Source organism: Mycolicibacterium obuense, assembly GCF_055397605.1.
The window spans coordinates 1242352-1260980 of record NZ_AP043663.1; the positions used below are offsets into that span (position 1 = coordinate 1242352).

Consider the following 18629-nt stretch of genomic DNA (forward strand, 5'->3'; position numbering starts at 1 on the left):
GGAAGTCAGGCGGGGACTGGGGAGCGGACGGCTCTGGCCGTGGCCTCGAGGTCTTCGAACCGGCGGAGGATGGATGCCTCGAGGACGGCTACCTTCTCGTCGGAGGCCTTGCGCGGCCGCGCGAGATCCACGGCGATGTCTTCGTGGATCGTCCCGCCCGGAGCGAGCATCAGGATTCGGTCGGACAGCTCGGCTGCTTCGCTAACATCGTGGGTGACGAAAACGACCGTCTTGCGCGTGGCCGCCCACAACTCCTGGAGGTGCTCGCGCAAACCGCGCGCGGTGATTGCGTCGAGGTGGCTGAACGGTTCGTCCATCAACAGCACGTCAGGCTCCACCGACAGTGCTCGGGCGATACCGACGCGCTGCTGCTGACCGCCCGACAGTTGGCCGGGCCACTTCTTTTCGGCGTGGCCGAGCCCAACACGCTGAAGCGCCTCGTGTACGCGTTCTTTCGCGCCATCGTCGCGGACCTTCTGGACGTACATCAGGTTGTCGAAGATCGACCGCCACGGTAGGAGCCGCGGCTCCTGGAACACGTAGGCGAGCTTGCCGGGCCGCTGGGACGACCCGATGGTGACTGATCCGCCGGAGGCGGACTCGATGCCGGCGATGATGTTCAGCAGTGTCGTCTTGCCGCAGCCGGACGGGCCGACGAGCGAGACGAATGATTGGTCGGCAATCGTGAAGTCGATGCCATCGATGACGGTTTGCGGACCGGTCGGGGTGCTGAACACCTTGACCAATCTGCTGACGACTACTTCAGCCATGGGAGGGCTCCTTTTTTGGGTGTGGGATCAGGTTTTTTGGGTGTGGGATCAGGCGGCGATGGAGGTGGATGGTGTGGAATCGCCATCGCGCCAACGGAATGCACGACGCGTCAGCCGCTCGAGAACCACCCTGTCGGCGATGACCATGAACAGGATGAAGAACGCAATCCAGGCGACGAAGCCAGGCAACTGATTGGCGTCGTACCAGTAGCGTGCCTGGTGTCCGACACCGTCGGCCGAGCCGAACCACTCGGACAGCAGCAGACCGTTCCAGCCCGACATCACGCCGAATCGGATACCTGCCACGGTGTATCCGGTGACCGCGGGCAGGACGACATGGCGTAGCCGGCGAGCCCGCGCGACGCCGTAGGACTGCGACATGTCCAGCAACGCAGGGGGAATGGAGCGCGCCCCAGCTGCGACGTTGACGACGACGAACGGTATGGCCGACAGCACCACGGTCAGGATCGGGGCGGTGTCGGAGAACCCGAACCACATCGCGCACAGCAGCGCCCAGATCACTGCCGGGATGGCGAGACCGACCAGGTTGACATCGCCGAACATGTCGTCGAACAGACGCGATGAGCCGATGGCGAGGCCGATTGCCACCCCCGCGACGATCGAGATCGCCATGCCGATCCCGAAGCGCTGCATGCTGATCAGGAAGTTGAAGAAGAACTCGCCGCGTTCCACCTCTCTGATCGCCGCCGCGAGGACCGGAGCCGGGCCGGGGATGCGCGCGTGGAACATGCCGACGCCTTGCCAGAGCAGTGCGAACAGCAGTGCTGCGGCCACGCTCGCCCCGAAGGGCCCGGTGAGCCACGAACGCCGCGGTGCCGTGGTCGTGGTGGAGTGTTCCGCGGTTGTTGCGGTCATGTCAGCGACCTCCTCTCCATGCGAAGAATCGCCGTTCCAGACCGGCCAGGAACACCCGCTCGATGAGCAGGATGAACAGCACGAAGAAGCCCGTCCACGCGAGTACGCCGGCGACCGAGAACTCCTGGTAAGACTGCCGGATCATGAAGCCGATGCCGCTGCGGCCGCCGAAGACTTCCGTGAGTGCCTCGACCTTCCACGCCATCGCGAACCCGTACCGCAGCGCGGCGAACAGGAACGGCATGATCGACGGTAGGAACACCGAGCGAACGATGGTGCCTCGTCCGAGTCCGTACACGGCGCTCATGTCGACGAGTCGGCGATCCACCTCCTCGACGCCCTGTGCCACGTTGAGTGCGACGTAGGGCAGCGCAACGAAGGCGACGACGACGACGGGACCGATCGCGCCGATACCGAAGAGGATCAGGGCGAACACCGCAAAGGCCAGACCGGGCACGTTCCCCAACACCAGCAGCGGCTGCTGGAAGAAGTAGTTCAGGTACCTCGACCGTCCCATCGCGAGGCCGAGTGGCACTCCGACCACGGTGCCGATGGCGAAGCCGAGCGCGATTTTCACGATGCTGGAGCCGAATTGGACGAATGCTGTGCCGTCGGCGGCGAGGTGCCACATCTCGGCGCCGACGGTCCACGGGGCCGGCAGGACGTACGGGGTGAACAGCAGGAGGGAGCAGGCTGACCAGACGGCGATCAGCGCGGCGTAGCCGATCGCAGCGAGCCCGCCGCGGCGGATCCTGCGCCGGTGCGCGCTCGGTGGCGCCGCGGCGGAGGTCTGCGGCGCCACCGCAGTGGCGTCGCGTTCGTCAGCGGTGACTGTCATGAACCGTTGCCGCCTTGCGAGACTCGGAAGTTGGGCAGCGCCTGGCCCTGATCCATGAAGCCGGTTTCCTTGAGCAGCGGGAAGACCTGCGATTCACCGCCAGCCCACTGTTGATCGAATCGGATGTCGCGCACGAACCAGTCGTTGGTGTCGACGTACTGCTGGACGAACTCGACGTCCTCGGGCGCCTCGACTGCGAAGTGCTGAGGGTAAGTTTCGATGATGGTGGCCTTGTTGGCTTCCCACTCCTGCAGACCCCGCTGCCAGACATCCAGGAAGAACTCGACCTGTTCGGGATTCTCCTGGGCCCACTCTGCGCCGGCGAGGAACACGTTGATCATCGGACCCTCGTGACCGGGCACCACCAAGTCGGCGTACATGTCCTTCGATGCCTTGCCGTCGTAGAGGACTTTGAGTTCACCGCTGCGCAGGCCCGGGGTCGCGAACTCGGGCAGGCAGACGCAGGCGGCCACCTCGCCGCGCTGCACCAGGTCGGCCTGCTGTTGGGGATCGGCGACGATGATGTTGTAATCGCCTCCGCCCGAACGGAAGTCGACATCATGCATCTTCTTGGCGTAGGCGCCCCAGACCAGCGTCGCGGAGACCGCGGTGAAGGCGGAGATGTCCTGACCCTTCAGATCGGCCAGTGAGGTCGCCGGATTGTCGGCTCGGGTGATGATGACGCTGCGGTCCATGTTGTATTTGCCGATGACGACGGTGTTGCGGCCGGTCTCTTCTTCGATGACAGGGACCTCATAGCTGGCCGAGGAGACGATGTCGGCGTGACCGCCGGCGAACACGCCGAACTCGTCCCATGTGGAGGATGCCTCGATGGTGATGCCGGATTCGGCCTCCATCTCATCGAGGATTCCCTTGTCGGTGATGTAGTCCCAGACGGGATCGGGAGCGAAGGTGAACCTGATGACGCCGCCGTCGCCGCTGGCCTGATTGGGCCGGGACACACAGGCCGACATGGTCGCCGCCGTGGTGGCGACCAGGATGAGTGCCGAGAGCCGTCGTGCGAGACCGTTCACTGGTGGGTTCCCTTCGTTAGTGCGCGAGGCGACGTTGCCTGCGACGCGGGTCCGGACTCTGCCTCGTGGAGGCTGATGATCTCGTCTGCCCCTGTTGCCGTTGGGTTTTCGAGAAGGTAAGTGAGGATGTAGTCGTGTGACGTGGCGAGGTGTTCGCGGGTGAGCTGGGCTGCCCGCACGGCGTCGCCGCTTTCTACGGCGGCCATGATCGCGAGGTGCTCAGCGTGCAGGTGGTCGGTCTGGCCGATCACCTCGAGATGAACGTAGAGATAGCGATCGGTGAGCCGCCTCAGCTGTTCGACGAGTTCGACAGTCCGGGGCCGACTGGCGCGCTTGTAGACCGCGGCGTGGAACTCGGCGTTCGCGACGATCCACGCACGGGCATCGTTGCTGTGCTCCATCGTCGCCAGGTGCCGGCGCATGGTCAGGATGTCGGCTCGACCGACGTTGGGCACGGCGATCTGAGTGGCCATCGGTTCCACGGCCTCACGGAGTTCGTAGAGCTCCTGCAGTTCGGGAACCGACATTCCGGTCACCACCGCCGTCGCGTTGGACGCCGGATTCACGAGTCCTTCGGCCGCCAACAACTGGAGCGCATCCCGCACGGGGATGCGGCTGACGCCGAAGCGCTCCGCCAGACGCAGTTGTGAAAGCCGGGAACCGGGTGCGATGTCACCGTGCAGGATTTCGTCGCGCAGCTCCCCAGCGACACGTCCAGCAGCATTTTGGTATGCCATTTGACCTCCTTGTGTACCAACGCTGATAACTGTATACAGCAGTTGGAGTGAGGTCAATCACTATCGCCAGATGGAGCGGTGTCGGTCACACTCCGACGGGAGGGGCTCTCAGGGGAGAAGGTGCTGCAATTCCTCCACGAACGCCACGGACTCGCGGCGGTCGCCGGAGAGCGGATGCACCAGCAGGGTCGTCACGCCGGCCTCGGCGAACGCCGCGACCCGCTCGGCGACGAAGCCGCGCGGCCCTACCAGGGACACGTTGCGCACCAGCTCGTCGGGCACGGCGTCGATCGCCTCGGCCTTCTTGCCTGCCAGGTACAGATCCTGGATGTGATCGGCTACCTCGCCGAAGCCGTAGCGCGTCGCGAGGTTGTGGTAGAAGTTCTTTCCGCGCGCGCCCATCCCGCCGATGTAGAGCGCCAATTGCGGCTTCGCCCAAGCCAATCGGTCGTCGACGTCGTCACCGATCGCCAGGCTCGCGCTGACCATCACGTCGAGCGGGCCCAATTCCGGGTCTCGTCGCGCCGCACCGGCGCGCAGTGCCTCACCCCAGATGTCGTCGGCCTTCTCCGGATAGAAGAACACCGGCTGCCAGCCCTCGGCGATCTCCGCGGTCAGCTCGACGTTCTTCGGCCCCAGCGCCGCGATGGTGATCGGAATACGTTCACGCACAGGCTGATTGATGATCTTGAGCGGCTTACCCAAGCCGGTGCCACGGTCCGCCGGCAGCGGAACCTGGTAGTGCTTGCCTTCGTAGCTGACACGCTCGCGGCGCCACACCTGCCGGCAGATCTCGACGACCTCGCGGGTGCGCCCGAGCGGCGCGTCGAACGGCACACCGTGGAACCCCTCGACCACCTGGGGGCCCGAGGTACCCAGTCCCAGGCGGAATCTGCCGTCGGAGACGTAGTCCAGACCGGCGGCGGTCATCGCCATCAGGGCGGGGGTGCGGGTGTAGATCGGCACCACCCCGGTGCCGAGCTCGATCCGCGAGGTGCGCGCGGCGAGGAAGCCCAACTGGCTGATCGCGTCATAGGAGTAGGCCTCGGGCACCAGCGCGATGCCGACACCGATCTTCTCGAGTTCGACGACCTCTTCGACCGCCTCGAGGAACCCGCCCGCATAGTTGAGAAAGATGCCTGTGCGCATGGCCTAGTTCTACCGCCTCAGGGTTTGAGGAGCGCCTCAGGGTTTGAGAAGAGCGACGACCTTGTTCTCCAGATCCACCGGATCATCGGCGAAGGGATCCATCAGCTCGGTCTTCGGCAGTACCGCCTCGGGATCGGCGAAGGCGCGATAAGTGCCTTTGTCCTTCTCGCTGGCGAGCATGTGCAGGAAGTAACCCGTCATCAGCGACCGCACGATCCGCTGGGTGCTCTTGTCGGCGCCGGGCAGCCCAACGGCCGTCGCGAGGCGCCTGCCTTCGACCAGCCCGCCTGCCTTCGTCTTCGACGTGGTCCGCAGCGTCGCCGGCTTCCAGGCGCGGGCCAGTTCCACGGCATTGGATCGCAGGGCCATCGGGTCGCCGGGATCGGTGAGGATCAGGCCCGGCACCGTCAGTCCTGCGGCCGGCTTCTCGGCGGGCGGGCTGCTGACCAACGGGTAGGCCGCGACGACAGCCCTGGGCTTGTTCGGCATGCCTGCGGCGGCGAACACCGCCGCAGAGGCGCCGAATCCGTGGCCGGCGAGGCCGAGCTTGCCGGGGTGCACGCTGATGTCGCCGCCGCCGAGCCGCACACCGGCGATGATGTCCAGCGCCGTGCCCATGTCGTAGGCGAGCGTCAGCACCGACGGCGCCAGCGACGTCTCGGTGTTGGGCGCCGCCGCGACGATGCCCCACGACGCGAGGTGCTCCAGCGTTCCGCGGTACCGCTCGGCGGATGTGATCCAGTCGTGGCCGAACGCCACGCCCGGCAGGTTCTTCCCGCTCGCCGGGGTGTAGACGATGCCGGGCAGACCGGCAAAGGCCAGGTCACCGCAGAGAACCTTGTGCGGCCCGCGGCGTGTCAACGCGTTGAAGAGCTTCTTCGTGCTGGCCACCCGACGACCGTATCCCACCCGGCAGACGGTGTCGTCTGCCGTACCCTGGATGCCTATGTGTGGAATCGTCGGCTACGTGGGGCAGCGCCCCGCCTGCGAGATCGTCGTCGACGCGCTGCGGCGGATGGAGTACCGCGGGTACGACTCCTCGGGAGTGGCGTTGCTCGACGGTCACGGCGGGCTGACGGTGCAGCGCAAGGCGGGCCGGTTGGCCAACCTGGAGTCCGCGTTGGCCGAGCAGAGCAGCGAGGATCTGGTCGGGTCGACGGGTCTGGGACACACCCGCTGGGCGACGCACGGCCGGCCGACGGACCGCAACGCCCATCCGCATCGCGACGCCACCGGCAAGGTCGCGGTCGTGCACAACGGCATCATCGAGAACTTCTCGGTCCTGCGCGCCGAGCTGGAAGCCGCCGGGGTCGAGTTCGCCAGCGACACCGACACCGAGGTGGCCGTGCACCTGGTCGCCCGCGAGTACGACTCGGGCGAGCACGCCGGTGACTTCCCGGCCTCGGTGCTGGCGGTGCTGCGCCGGTTGGAGGGCCATTTCACGCTGGTGTTCGCCCACGCCGATGATCCGGGCACGATCGTGGCGGCCCGGCGGTCCACGCCGCTGGTGGTCGGTGTCGGGGATGGCGAGATGTTCGTCGGCTCCGATGTCGCGGCGTTCATCGAGCACACCCGCGACGCGGTCGAGCTCGGGCAGGACCAGGCCGTCGTGGTGACTGCCGACGGCTATCGGATCACCGACTTCGCCGGCAACGACACCCAGGATTTCCAAGCCTTCCACATCGACTGGGACACCTCGGCCGCTGAGAAGGGCGGCTACGACTACTTCATGCTCAAAGAGATCGCCGAACAGCCCGCGGCGGTGTCCGACACGCTGCTGGGCCATTTCGCCGACAACCGCATCGTGCTCGACGAGCAGCGCCTCTCCGATCAGGAACTGCGCGACATCGACAAGGTCTTCGTGGTCGCCTGCGGCACCGCCTATCACTCCGGGCTGCTGGCCAAATACGCGATCGAGCACTGGACCCGGCTGCCTGTCGAGGTCGAGCTGGCCAGCGAGTTCCGCTACCGCGATCCCGTGCTGGACAGCCACACCCTGGTGGTGGCGATCTCGCAGTCCGGGGAGACCGCGGACACGCTCGAGGCGGTACGTCACGCCAAGGAGCAGAAGGCCAAGGTGCTGGCGGTGTGCAACACCAACGGCAGCCAGATCCCGCGCGAATGCGACGCGGTGCTCTACACCCGCGCAGGCCCGGAGGTCGGGGTCGCCTCGACCAAGACGTTCCTGGCCCAGATCGCGGCGAACTATCTCGTCGGTCTCGCGCTCGCGCAGGCGCGCGGCACCAAGTACCCCGACGAGGTGGCGCGCGAGTACCGCGAACTGGAGGCCATGCCCGAGCTGATCTCGCGGGTGCTGGCCACCAGCGAGCCGGTCTCTGCGCTGGCCACGCGGTTCGCCTCGGCGCAGACGGTGCTGTTCCTGGGCCGCCACGTCGGCTACCCGGTGGCGCTCGAAGGTGCGCTCAAGCTCAAGGAGCTGGCCTACATGCATGCCGAGGGCTTTGCCGCCGGTGAGCTCAAGCACGGCCCGATCGCGCTGATCGAAGACGATCTCCCGGTCATCGTGGTCATGCCGTCGCCGAAGAATTCTCCGACGCTGCACTCCAAGCTGCTGTCGAACATCCGCGAGATCCAGGCCCGCGGCGCGGTCACGATCGTCATCGCCGAGGAGGGCGACGACACCGTGGCGCCCTACGCCGACCATCTGATCGAGATCCCGGCCGTCTCCACGCTGATGCAACCGCTGCTCTCGACCATCCCGATGCAGCTGTTCTCCGCCGGAGTGGCCCAGGCCCGCGGCTACGACGTCGACAAGCCGCGCAACCTCGCGAAGTCGGTTACCGTCGAGTAACCTTCTGACCAGCGCGATTATGACTCTCGTGTCAATTTAAGGAAGAATTAAGGGCGCTCTGTTAACGCTGCCCTCCCCGGGGCCGATAAACGAGTAACAGCCGTTCTGCAAGCAGCGGCCGCCGGTGCCACGCGCCCGGTGTACGACGGAATTTCCCGTCACTGCGGCCCACTGCCGCATGAGATACAGACCCCCACGGTCCCGGTGACTGTGCGCTGGTGTCTGTCCGACCCTCGGGGGCACAGGATGAACGTGCACGAACATCAACGCGGCCGCTTCGTGGTCCGCCCGCAGCGCGACGACACGACGGTCATCCTGCACGTCGAGGGCGATCTCGACGTACTGACCGCACCTACCCTGGGCACTCACCTCGACGTCGCCCTCTCTGGTGCTCTGAAGATGTTGATCGTCGACATCACGAAAGTGGGCTTCCTGTCCTCGGCCGGCATCAGCATGCTGGTCGAGACCCACCGGCTCACCGAGCGCGCCGGCATCTCGCTGCGCGTGGTCGCCGAAGGGCCGGCGACCGCACGGCCGTTGCGCATGATGAACATCGACGAGATCATCGACCTCTACCCGACGTTGCCCGACGCGCTCAGCGGCACGAAACCGGAGTAGCTCACCACGTACCGTGGGGCCGATGCGGCACTACTACTCCGCCCAGCAGATCCGCGACGCCGAAGCACCACTACTCGCGTCGCTTCCCGACGGCGTGTTGATGCGGCGGGCGGCGTTCGGGCTGGCCACCGCGATCATCCGCGAGCTGGGCCGCGAATCAGGGTCCGTGGCCGGAAAGACCGTCTGTGCCGTGGTCGGCTCCGGGGACAACGGCGGTGACGCGTTGTGGGCCGCCACGTTCCTGCGCCGCCGCGGTGTCGGCGCGTCAGCGGTGCTGCTGAACCCCGACCGGGCGCACCCGGCCGCGCTCGCCGCGTTCCGTCGGGCGGGCGGACGGATCGTCGAAAAGGTGCCCACCGCAACCGATCTCGTGATCGACGGGGTGGTGGGCATCGGCGCCAGCGGGCCGCTGCGGCCCGCCGCCGCCGAGGTGTTCGCCAGTACCGACGCGCCCGTGGTGGCCGTCGACATCCCCAGCGGTGTCGACGTCGCGACCGGCACCGCCGACGGTCCGCACGTCACGGCGGCGATGACGGTGACGTTCGGTGGCGTCAAACCGGTGCACGCTCTCGGGCCGTGCGGCCGTGTCGAACTCGTCGACATCGGCCTCGACCTCCCCGAGGCGGACATTCGCGGCTTCGAGGCCGCCGACATTGCCGCCCGCTGGCCGGTGCCCGGCCGCACCGACGACAAGTACACCCAGGGTGTGACCGGCGTGATGGCCGGCTCCGCGACGTATCCGGGTGCGGCGATCCTGTGTACCGGGGCCGCCGTGGCAGCCCACTCCGGCATGGTGCGCTACGCGGGAACTGCTGCGGCCGAGGTCGTTTCGCATTGGCCGGAGGTGATCGGGACATCGGATTTCGCCACCGCCGGACGGGTGCAGGCGTGGGTCGTCGGCCCCGGTCTGGGTACCGACGCCGCCGGCGAGGCCGCGCTGGCCTTCGCGCTGGACACCGACCTGCCGGTGCTCGTCGATGCCGACGGGCTGACGATTCTGGCCGCCCATCCCGACCTGGTCGCCGGCCGACGAGCCCCGACCGTGCTGACGCCGCACGCCGGCGAGTTCGCCCGCCTTGCCGGCGGACCGCCGGGAGACGATCGCGTCGCGGCCACCCGCGAGCTGGCCGACCGGCTCGGAGTCACCGTCCTGCTCAAAGGCAACGTGACCGTCGTCGCCGAACCCGGAGGCCCGGTGTACCTCAACGTCGCAGGTCAGGCCTGGGCGGCCACCGCGGGCTCCGGCGACGTGCTCTCCGGTGTCATCGGGGCGCTGCTGGCCGCCGGACTGCCGCCCGTCGAGGCGGCCGCGGCGGGGGCGTTCGTGCACGCCCGCGCCGCCGACCTCGCCGCCCGTGATCCCGGACCGGCACCGGTACCGACGTCGTCATCGCGCATCCTCGCTCATCTGCGAACGGCACTCGGCTCGATCCTCTAGAAAGGATCACATGCCCAACGTCTCGCGCCACTCCTCGCTGACCCCCGCGTACTGCGGCCGCCTGTCCACCTCGCCCATCCCGGCCCTGCGACTGCCCGACGAGTCGATGGAGCCCGAACAGACCTATCGCTTCATCCACGACGAGCTGATGCTCGACGGCAGCTCCCGCCTGAACCTGGCCACCTTCGTCACCACGTGGATGGATCCCGAAGCGGGACGGCTGATGTCGGAGACGTTCGACAAGAACATGATCGACAAGGACGAGTATCCGGTCACCGCCGCGATCGAGCAGCGTTGCGTCTGCATGGTCGCCGATCTGTTCCACGCCGAGGACCTGCGCGACGACGACCCGTCCAGCGCGATCGGCGTGTCGACGGTCGGATCCAGTGAGGCGGTGATGCTCGCCGGTCTGGCGCTCAAGTGGCGGTGGCGTCAGAAGCTCGAGGCGGCCGGGCAGGACTGGAAGGGCCGTACACCGAATCTGGTGATGGGCTCCAACGTCCAGGTGGTGTGGGAGAAGTTCAGCCGCTACTTCGACGTGGAGGCGCGCTACCTGCCGATGGAGCACGGCCGCTACGTGATCACCCCGGAGCAGGTGCTCGACGCCGTCGACGAGAACACCATCGGCGTGGTGGCGATCCTGGGCACCACGTTCACCGGCGAGCTGGAACCCGTCGGCGACATCTGCGCGGCTCTCGACTCGCTCGCCTCCGAGAAGGGCCTCGACATCCCGGTGCACGTCGACGCGGCCAGCGGCGGCTTCGTGGTGCCGTTCGTGCACCCGGACCTGGTGTGGGACTTCCGGCTGCCGCGAGTGGTGTCGATCAACGTCAGCGGGCACAAGTACGGGCTGACCTATCCCGGCATCGGCTTCGTGGTGTGGCGCAACGCCGAGCATCTGCCCGAGGAGCTGGTGTTCCGGGTCAACTACCTGGGCGGGGACATGCCGACGTTCACGCTGAACTTCTCCCGGCCCGGTAACCAGGTCGTCGGGCAGTACTACAACTTCCTGCGGCTGGGCCGAGATGGCTACACCACGGTGATGCACTGCCTGTCGGACACCGCGCAGTGGCTGGCGCGGGAGCTGGCCGGGATGGATGTTTTCGAGGTGATCTCCGACGGATCGGCGATCCCGGTCGTGGCGTTCACGCTGGTGAAGGGCACCAAGTACACGGTGTTCGACGTGTCGGCGCTGCTGCGCAGCTACGGCTGGCAGGTGCCGGCCTACACGATGCCCGACGACGCCACCGACGTCGCAGTACTGCGCATCGTGGTGCGTGAGGGATTCTCTGCGAACCTGGCCCGTGCGCTGCGCGACGACATCGTCGAGGTGCTCGGCAAGCTCGACAAGACCGGTGTGGGCGGGTTCTCCGACGAGGCGCACTTCGCCCACTGACCCGCGTCCGACGGCGGCCTGGGACAATCGGCAGCGGTGATCAACGCACTGAACACGACCCAGCACGTGCCGACGGCGACCGTCGATCTCGATGCCGTCGCGCACAACATCTCCGTGCTGCGCGAACGCGCCGGCACGGCCGCCGTCATGGCCGTCGTCAAGGCCGACGGCTACGGGCACGGTGCGACCGCCGTCGGGCGTGCGGCGCTGAGCGCGGGGGCAGCCCAGCTGGGCGTGGCGACCGTCGACGAGGCGCTGGCCCTGCGCCGCGACGGCATCACGGCGCCGGTGCTCGCTTGGCTGCACACGCCCGGTATGGACTTCGCGCCCGCACTGTCGGCCGACGTCGAGGTCGCCGTCTCGTCGGTGCGGCAGGTCGAGGAGGTGCTGTCGGCGACCCGGCGGACCGGTCGCACCGCCACTGTGACCATCAAGGCCGACACGGGGCTGAGCCGCAACGGTGTCGCGCCTGCCGACTATCCAGCCGTCGTCACCGCACTACGCAACGCCGCGTCCGACGGTGCGGTGCGCGTCCGCGGTCTGATGTCGCACCTGGCGCACGGCGACAGCCCCGATCATCCGTTCAACAGCGTGCAGGCCCAGCGGCTCACCGACATGGCTGCGGCGGCGCGCGAGGCAGGGGTGCAGTTCGAGGTCGTGCACCTGAGCAATTCGCCTGCGGCGCTGACGCGGCCCGACCTGGCCTTCGACATGGTCCGGCCGGGTATTGCGGTCTACGGCCAGACACCGATCCCCGAGCAGGGGGACATGGGGTTGCGGCCGGCGATGACGTTGACGTGCCCGGTGGCGATGGTGCGCTCGATCCGCGCCGGCGACGGCGTCTCCTACGGGCACACCTGGGTCGCCGAGAAGGACACCACGGTCGCGTTGATCCCCGCCGGGTACGCCGACGGCGTGTTCCGGCCGCTGAGCAACCGGCTGTCGGTGCAGATCAACGGACGCCGCTACCCCAACGTCGGACGCATCTGCATGGACCAGTTCGTCGTCGACCTCGGGCCGGGTCCGGTCGAGGTGAGCGAGGGCGACGAGGCGATCCTGTTCGGTCCCGGCACGCGGGGTGAGCCGACGGCGCAGGACTGGGCGGACCTGCTGGGCACCATCAACTACGAGGTCGTCACCAGCCCGCGCGGCCGTATCACCCGGTCGTACCGCGGGGGCGGACGATGAGCCCGCGGGCCGGCTGGCTGGCCGGCGCGGCCGGGATCGCCGCCGTCGGGTCGGCGGCCGGTATCACCGCGGCGCGCTCGCTGCGGCGCCGCGTGACCGAGGACGATCCGCACCGGGACGAGGATTTCGAACTGCTCGACGTCGACCGCAGCACGGTCGTCACCACCCCGGACGGAGTACCGCTGGCGGTGCGTGAGGTCGGCCCGCAGGACGCGCCGCTCACGGTGGTGTTCGCCCACGGCTTCTCTCTTCGCATGGGCTCCTTCCACTTTCAGCGAGCCCGGCTGAGCGAGCAGTGGGGCGCGCAGGTCCGCATGGTGTTCTATGACCAGCGCGGCCACGGACAGTCCGGCGAGGCGTCGCCCGACACCTACACGGTGGAACAGTTGGGCCAGGACCTCGAGAGCGTGCTGGCGGTCATGGCGCCGCGTGGGCCGGTGGTGCTCGTCGGGCACTCGATGGGCGGCATGACGGTCCTGTCCCACGCTCGCCAGTACCCACAGCGCTATCCCACCCGCATCGTCGGCGCCGCAATCATCGCGTCGGCGGCCGAAGGGGTGTCCCGGTCGCCCCTCGGTGAGATCCTGAAAAACCCTGCGCTGGAAGCGGTTCAGTTCACCGCCCGCTATGCGCCCAAGACGGTTCACCGGTTCCGCGGCGCCGCGCGGTCGGTGATCGGACCCATCCTGCGGGCGGCGTCGTTCGGCGACGAGAAGATCAGCCCGAGCGTGGTGGCGTTCTCCGAGCGCATGATGCACGACACGCCGATCGCCACGCTGGTCGAATTCCTCCACGCGCTCGAGGTGCACGACGAGACCGCGGGCCTGGTCACGCTGCGCAAGGTGCCGACGCTGATCGCCTGCGGCGACCGGGATCTGCTGACGCCTGCCGAGTATTCGCGCGAGATGGCGGCGGCGCTGCCGAAGTCGGAGTTGGTGATCGTCGGCGGCGCAGGACATCTGGTGCAGTTGGAGCAGCCCGAGATCATCGACGACGCGCTGGTGCGGCTGGTCGAGCGCTCGACGCCGTCGAAGTTGGTGGCGATGACCCGGCGAGTGCGGGAGAGGGTGCGCAACAATGGCTGACTCGGGCGTGCAGCAACTTGCCAGCGCCGAGGACACCCTCGCGTTCGGGGCCGAGCTGGGGCGCGAACTGCGCGCCGGTGACCTGGTCGTGCTGTCCGGCCCGCTGGGTGCGGGAAAAACGGTGCTGGCCAAGGGAATCGCGCAGGGTATGGACGTGGAGGGGCCGGTGCTGTCGCCGACGTTCGTCCTGGCGCGCGTGCACCGGTCGCGTCAGTCCGAAGGGCCGGCGATGGTGCACGTCGATCTGTACCGCCTTCTGGACGAGAGCTCGGTCGATCTGCTCGCCGAACTCGACTCCCTGGACCTCGACACCGATCTCGACGATGCGGTCGTCGTCGTCGAATGGGGCGAGGGGGTCGCCGAGCGGCTGTCGGAGCGACACCTCGACATCCGGCTCGAGCGGACCGCGAACAGTGATGTGCGTACGGCGATGTGGCAGTGGAGCAGACCATGAGCAGGCTGGTGCTGGCCCTCGACACCGCCACTCCGGCCGTGACCGCCGGAGTGGTCCGGTTCGGCTCGGGAATCGAGATGCTCGCCGAACGCGTGACGGTCGATCCGCGCGCGCATGCGGAAACGTTGACGCCCAACATCGTCGGGGCGCTGGCGGACGCCGGTGTGGATGTGGGCGAACTGGACGCTGTGGTGGTCGGGTGCGGGCCGGGGCCGTTCACCGGGTTGCGCGTGGGCATGGCCAGCGCGGCGGCGTTCGGTCATGCTCTCGGGATTCCCGTGTACGGGGTGTGCAGCCTGGACGCGATCGCGGCGGGGACGACCGGTGAGGTGCTCGTGGTCACCGATGCGCGCCGGCGGGAGGTGTACTGGGCTCGGTACTGCGACGGGGTTCGCGTGGACGGGCCGGCGGTCAACGCTGCGACCGACGTGCCCGCCGGCGCGGCTGGGTTGGTTGGGGTGGCCGGATCGCCTGAGCATGCGGCGCTGTTCGATCTACCTCGGCTGGCGCCGGTGTCGCCGTCGGCGACGGGTCTGGTTGCGGCGGTGGCAGATTGGGATACCGAGCCGGAGCCGTTGGTGCCGCTGTATCTGCGCAGACCCGACGCGAAGCCGTCGGCGGTGAAGCGATGAACGTGGACTACTCGTCTCTGGTGGCCGCCGACGCGGCACGCTGCGCCGAACTCGAGGCGCAGCTGTTCGACGGGGACGATCCCTGGCCCGAACGTGCCTTTCTCGCCGAGATCGCGGCCAAGCACAACCAGTACGTGGCGGCGCGGGCCGACGACAAGCTCGTTGGGTACGCCGGTATCGCGCGGCTGGGCCGCTGCAAGCCGTTCGAGTACGAGGTGCACACGATCGCCGTCGACCCGGCGTATCAGGGCCACGGCATCGGCAGACAGATGTTGCGCCAGCTGCTCGACTACGCCGACGGCGGCGCGATCTTCCTGGAGGTGCGCACCGACAACGAGGCTGCGATCGCGCTGTACGAGAGCGAGGGGTTCACCCGAATCGGCCTGCGCAAGCGCTACTACCGCGTCAGTGGCGCGGACGCCTACTCGATGAAGCGGGAGCCGCGATGATCATCTTGGCGATCGAGAGTTCGTGCGACGAGACCGGTGTCGGTATCGCGGAACTGGGCGCCGACGGCGCGGTGACGCTGCTGGCTGACGAGGTCGCCTCCAGTGTCGACGAGCACGCCCGATTCGGGGGCGTGGTGCCCGAGATCGCATCTCGGGCGCACCTGGAGGCGCTGGGCCCGACGATGCGTCGCGCCCTGCAGGTGGCCGGCATCGATCGGCCGGATGTGGTGGCGGCGACGATCGGGCCGGGTCTGGCGGGTGCGCTGCTGGTGGGCGTGGCGGCGGCGAAGGCGTACGCGGCGGCATGGCAGGTGCCGTTCTATGCGGTCAATCACCTCGGCGGTCACCTCGCAGCCGATGTCTACGATCACGGCCCGCTGCCGGAGAGCATCGGGCTGCTGGTGTCCGGCGGACACACCAACCTGCTGCATGTGCGATCCCTCGGTGAGCCGATCGTGGAGCTGGGTTCGACGGTGGACGACGCGGCGGGGGAGGCCTACGACAAGGTGGCGCGGTTGCTGGGCCTGGGGTATCCGGGTGGCCGGGTCCTCGACGAGCTCGCGCGCGAGGGGGATCCTGCTGCGATCACCTTCCCCCGAGGGATGACGGGACCCCGGGATGACCGCTACGCGTTCAGCTTCTCGGGTCTCAAGACCGCGGTCGCGCGGTATGTGGAGAGTCACCCGGACGCCGTGCAGGCTGATATCGCGGCGGGCTTTCAGGAGGCGGTCGCCGATGTGTTGACGGCGAAGGCGGTGCGCGCAGCCGATGAGCTGGGGGTGTCGACGCTGCTGATTGCCGGGGGAGTGGCGGCGAACTCGCGGCTGCGTGAGCTGGCCGAGGAGCGCTGTGCGGCAGCTGGTTTGACGTTGCGGGTGCCGCGTCCGCGGTTGTGTACGGACAACGGGGCGATGATCGCGTCGTTCGCGGCGCACCTGATCGCGGCGGGAGCGGAGCCGTCACCACTCGATGTTGCCAGCGATCCCGGACTGCCGGTGGTGCAGGGGCAGGTCGCGTGAGTGATCGTTCGGCTATCACCGAATTGCTGTACCGCTATGCCGAATTGATCGACGCGGGCGACTTCGACGGCGTCGGCCGGCTGTTGGGGAGGGGCAACTTCATGGGTGTCGCCGGCAGCGAGGCGATCGCGGCCCTGTTCGCTGCGACGACCCGTCGTTTTCCCGATCACGGCAACACCCCGCGCACCCGTCATCTCGTCCTCAATCCCATCGTCGATGTCGGCGGCGACACTGCGGCCGCGCGATCCACGTTCTGCGTCGTCCAGCAGACGGATACCGTTGCGCTGCAGCCGATCGTCGTGGGCCGGTACGCCGACACCTTCGCTCGCGACGACCACGGCTGGTTCTTCACGCAACGCACCGTCGACGTCGAGATGATCGGTGACGTGTCGGACCACCTGCTCATGAATCCCGACCAGCTGCGCTAGAACGGCGGCGGGTCATCGCCGGTGCATCCGGTGGGTGGCGCGTTGTAGGCGTCCGAGTTGTGTTGTGGCGGCTCCATTTCGACGCGTTCGCGGTGGTTGAGTTCGCGTTCTCGGTGGATGTAGGCGAGGTGGTTCTGGGTGCGGCTGCGGCCGCGGGTGGGCATCATGAGGTGGCGGCCCGGGGTGGGTCGCTGCGTGGTGGTGGTGGTCGCCGGTGGTGGTCCGGTGCGGGTGTTCCAGGAGGGGAACAGCAGCCCTGAGAGCGGCGCGGTGGTGTAGGCGTGGCCGGTCGGGCTGATCAGGTGCAGGCGCCCGTCGGGGGTTTGGCGTTCGGTCCACCCCTCCCAAAAGGTTTTCAGTAAATGATGCTGGCGGCAATAGCATTTCGTGTTCGCCGGATGCGTCGCACCGGCCGGGTAGGGCACGGTGTGGTCGATGTCGGCGTGGGTGGCGGGTCGGTCGCAGCCGGGGAAGCGGCACGTCAGATCCCGGGCGCGGACGAAGCGGTCCAGCGCGGCGGAGGGTCGGTAGCCGTCGGTGGCCAGGCCCTCGTTGGCGCCGACGAAACGGACTGTCGCGCCGTGAGCGATCAGTTCGGCCAGCAGCGGTGCGGGCACGATGCCCCCGCCGGGGCCCACGATCAGCGCCGCGCGCTGGGACTGTGTAGCGGCGGACTCAACCGGCGTTGCGACGACGGGCTCAGGCTCGACGGGCTCAGCCTCAACGGGCTCAGGCTCGACGGGCTCGACGGGCGCGGTGTTTCGTGGCGTGTAGGCGGACTTGGGTGTTTCGCCGTGCAGCTGCGGATCGGGTTGAACGTCGAGGGTGGCCTGGTCGGCGATCACGGTGATCGTGATGGCCGAGGCGCGCCCGTCATCCACCCGCGCGGCGGCGCAGTCGGGGCGCCCGCAGCGGCACGTCAACGCGGTGGCGCCGGCGGCGATCGCCCCGACCGAGTCCGCGCGTTTCTGATCCAGCGTGCGCGGATCGAACTCACACACCGAAGCGATCATCATCGCCAGCCGGGACGCCAGCAGCGCCGCATCCGAGGCAGCCAACTGCCCGTACACGCTGGTGACGCCATCAGCATCGCTGCGATCGCCGATGGTGAACGACCGATCCCGCGACCGGGTGCGCACCCGGCGCACCGCATCCGGATCGTAGGTCTCGATCCACACATCGATAGCGGCCTCGAGCTTTTTCTGCGACAACACCCCCCACCCCGCCACAGCGTCGACGAAATGCCCATCGAGCAGCCGCAAAGTGGCGGGGTCGAGGACCAGCGCGGTGCGGGACACGATCGTCTTGACCATGTCCATCGTCACCTGCCCGTCGGCCAGCAGGGCCCCCACGCCGGGGAACCGGTCACGCAGCGCCAGCGCTAGGTCCATCAGCGTCGACGCCCGCCCGGGGCCCATCCCCAAGGCACAGCCGATCTCGGCGGCGGTGGCGTCCCAGTCCGCGCACACCCACCGCTCCCGCTCCGGGCAGCGGCGCCGCCGCCACAGCTCCGCGATCGCGGCCAGCGTGACCGCTTCGGCGCGGGCGGCAGCGGCCGTGGAGCTGGTCATCACCTCGACCAGCTCCGCGTCTGCCACCCGCACCATATCGAACACATGTACGAATCTACCGACTGTCAAGCCGGCCGGGTGCCGCAAAATCCCAGCCTGTGGATAACTCGAAGCCTGGGGATGAATCCGGTGCCG

19 protein-coding genes are annotated in these 18629 nt (G+C 68.1%); 11 read left to right on the plus strand and 8 right to left on the minus strand.

Annotated features, from left to right (window positions below; all coding sequences use genetic code 11):
- Nucleotides 1-5: 5 nt before the first annotated feature.
- The 7 genes from ACZ50N_RS06040 to ACZ50N_RS06070 form a co-directional block, all read right to left on the minus strand.
- Complete coding sequence (locus ACZ50N_RS06040) at nt 6-770, minus strand: ABC transporter ATP-binding protein (protein WP_464474897.1); 765 nt, start codon at nt 768-770, stop codon at nt 6-8.
- A gap of 48 nt (nt 771-818) precedes the next feature.
- Entirely contained in the window at nt 819-1646 is an 828-nt protein-coding gene (locus ACZ50N_RS06045) for an ABC transporter permease (protein ID WP_277243956.1), read from the minus strand.
- A 1-nt stretch (nt 1647) separates the two neighbouring features.
- A complete protein-coding gene (locus ACZ50N_RS06050; protein WP_464474898.1) occupies nt 1648-2484 on the minus strand; it encodes an ABC transporter permease in 837 nt (278 codons plus the stop codon).
- Nucleotides 2481-3518 (minus strand): ABC transporter substrate-binding protein, encoded by a 1038-nt coding sequence (locus tag ACZ50N_RS06055; RefSeq protein ID WP_464474899.1) that lies wholly within the window; start codon nt 3516-3518, stop codon nt 2481-2483. The genes ACZ50N_RS06050 and ACZ50N_RS06055 overlap by 4 nt, the downstream gene beginning before the upstream one ends.
- Complete coding sequence (locus ACZ50N_RS06060) at nt 3515-4255, minus strand: GntR family transcriptional regulator (protein WP_046363962.1); 741 nt, start codon at nt 4253-4255, stop codon at nt 3515-3517. Before ACZ50N_RS06060 ends, ACZ50N_RS06055 begins: the two co-directional genes overlap by 4 nt.
- 108 nt (nt 4256-4363) lie before the next feature.
- Nucleotides 4364-5404, minus strand: coding sequence for an LLM class F420-dependent oxidoreductase (locus ACZ50N_RS06065; RefSeq protein WP_464474900.1), 1041 nt, complete (start codon nt 5402-5404; stop codon nt 4364-4366).
- Between the two features lie 36 nt (nt 5405-5440).
- Nucleotides 5441-6295 carry a dienelactone hydrolase family protein gene (locus ACZ50N_RS06070; RefSeq protein WP_464474901.1) on the minus strand — a complete coding sequence of 285 codons (855 nt, stop codon included), beginning with the start codon at nt 6293-6295 and terminating at the stop codon, nt 5441-5443.
- Between the two features lie 55 nt (nt 6296-6350).
- Between ACZ50N_RS06070 and glmS the strand changes: the two genes are divergently transcribed.
- The 11 genes from glmS to ACZ50N_RS06125 all read left to right on the plus strand — a co-directional run bounded on the left by glmS (nt 6351) and on the right by ACZ50N_RS06125 (nt 16923).
- A complete protein-coding gene (gene glmS / locus ACZ50N_RS06075) occupies nt 6351-8216 on the plus strand; it encodes a glutamine--fructose-6-phosphate transaminase (isomerizing) (RefSeq protein WP_464474902.1) in 1866 nt (621 codons plus the stop codon).
- Between the two features lie 246 nt (nt 8217-8462).
- On the plus strand, nt 8463-8834 hold the full coding sequence (locus ACZ50N_RS06080; RefSeq protein ID WP_046363958.1) for an STAS domain-containing protein: 372 nt from the start codon (nt 8463-8465) through the stop codon (nt 8832-8834).
- A gap of 22 nt (nt 8835-8856) precedes the next feature.
- Nucleotides 8857-10272: an NAD(P)H-hydrate dehydratase gene (locus tag ACZ50N_RS06085; protein WP_464474903.1), complete on the plus strand. Its 1416-nt coding sequence runs from the start codon at nt 8857-8859 to the stop codon at nt 10270-10272.
- Nucleotides 10273-10282: 10 nt separating this feature from the next.
- On the plus strand, nt 10283-11668 hold the full coding sequence (locus ACZ50N_RS06090) for a glutamate decarboxylase (protein ID WP_464474904.1): 1386 nt from the start codon (nt 10283-10285) through the stop codon (nt 11666-11668).
- A gap of 36 nt (nt 11669-11704) precedes the next feature.
- Nucleotides 11705-12856 (plus strand): alanine racemase, encoded by a 1152-nt coding sequence (gene alr / locus ACZ50N_RS06095; RefSeq protein ID WP_464474905.1) that lies wholly within the window; start codon nt 11705-11707, stop codon nt 12854-12856.
- The gene (locus ACZ50N_RS06100) at nt 12853-13941 is read left to right on the plus strand and encodes an alpha/beta fold hydrolase (protein ID WP_464474906.1); all 1089 of its coding nucleotides are present in this window, start codon (nt 12853-12855) and stop codon (nt 13939-13941) included. Before alr ends, ACZ50N_RS06100 begins: the two co-directional genes overlap by 4 nt.
- A complete protein-coding gene (tsaE, locus tag ACZ50N_RS06105; RefSeq protein WP_464474907.1) occupies nt 13934-14395 on the plus strand; it encodes a tRNA (adenosine(37)-N6)-threonylcarbamoyltransferase complex ATPase subunit type 1 TsaE in 462 nt (153 codons plus the stop codon). The genes ACZ50N_RS06100 and tsaE overlap by 8 nt, the downstream gene beginning before the upstream one ends.
- Nucleotides 14392-15027 carry a tRNA (adenosine(37)-N6)-threonylcarbamoyltransferase complex dimerization subunit type 1 TsaB gene (tsaB, locus tag ACZ50N_RS06110; RefSeq protein WP_464474908.1) on the plus strand — a complete coding sequence of 212 codons (636 nt, stop codon included), beginning with the start codon at nt 14392-14394 and terminating at the stop codon, nt 15025-15027. The genes tsaE and tsaB overlap by 4 nt, the downstream gene beginning before the upstream one ends.
- Complete coding sequence (rimI, locus tag ACZ50N_RS06115) at nt 15024-15476, plus strand: ribosomal protein S18-alanine N-acetyltransferase (protein WP_046366580.1); 453 nt, start codon at nt 15024-15026, stop codon at nt 15474-15476. Before tsaB ends, rimI begins: the two co-directional genes overlap by 4 nt.
- Entirely contained in the window at nt 15473-16495 is a 1023-nt protein-coding gene (gene tsaD / locus ACZ50N_RS06120; protein ID WP_464468845.1) for a tRNA (adenosine(37)-N6)-threonylcarbamoyltransferase complex transferase subunit TsaD, read from the plus strand. Before rimI ends, tsaD begins: the two co-directional genes overlap by 4 nt.
- Nucleotides 16492-16923 carry a nuclear transport factor 2 family protein gene (locus tag ACZ50N_RS06125; protein ID WP_464474909.1) on the plus strand — a complete coding sequence of 144 codons (432 nt, stop codon included), beginning with the start codon at nt 16492-16494 and terminating at the stop codon, nt 16921-16923. Before tsaD ends, ACZ50N_RS06125 begins: the two co-directional genes overlap by 4 nt.
- Here ACZ50N_RS06125 and ACZ50N_RS06130 read toward each other — a convergent pair.
- Nucleotides 16920-18530, minus strand: coding sequence for an HNH endonuclease signature motif containing protein (locus ACZ50N_RS06130; RefSeq protein ID WP_464475597.1), 1611 nt, complete (start codon nt 18528-18530; stop codon nt 16920-16922). The two genes, ACZ50N_RS06125 and ACZ50N_RS06130, sit on opposite strands and share 4 nt — an antisense overlap.
- Nucleotides 18531-18629 lie beyond the last annotated feature (99 nt).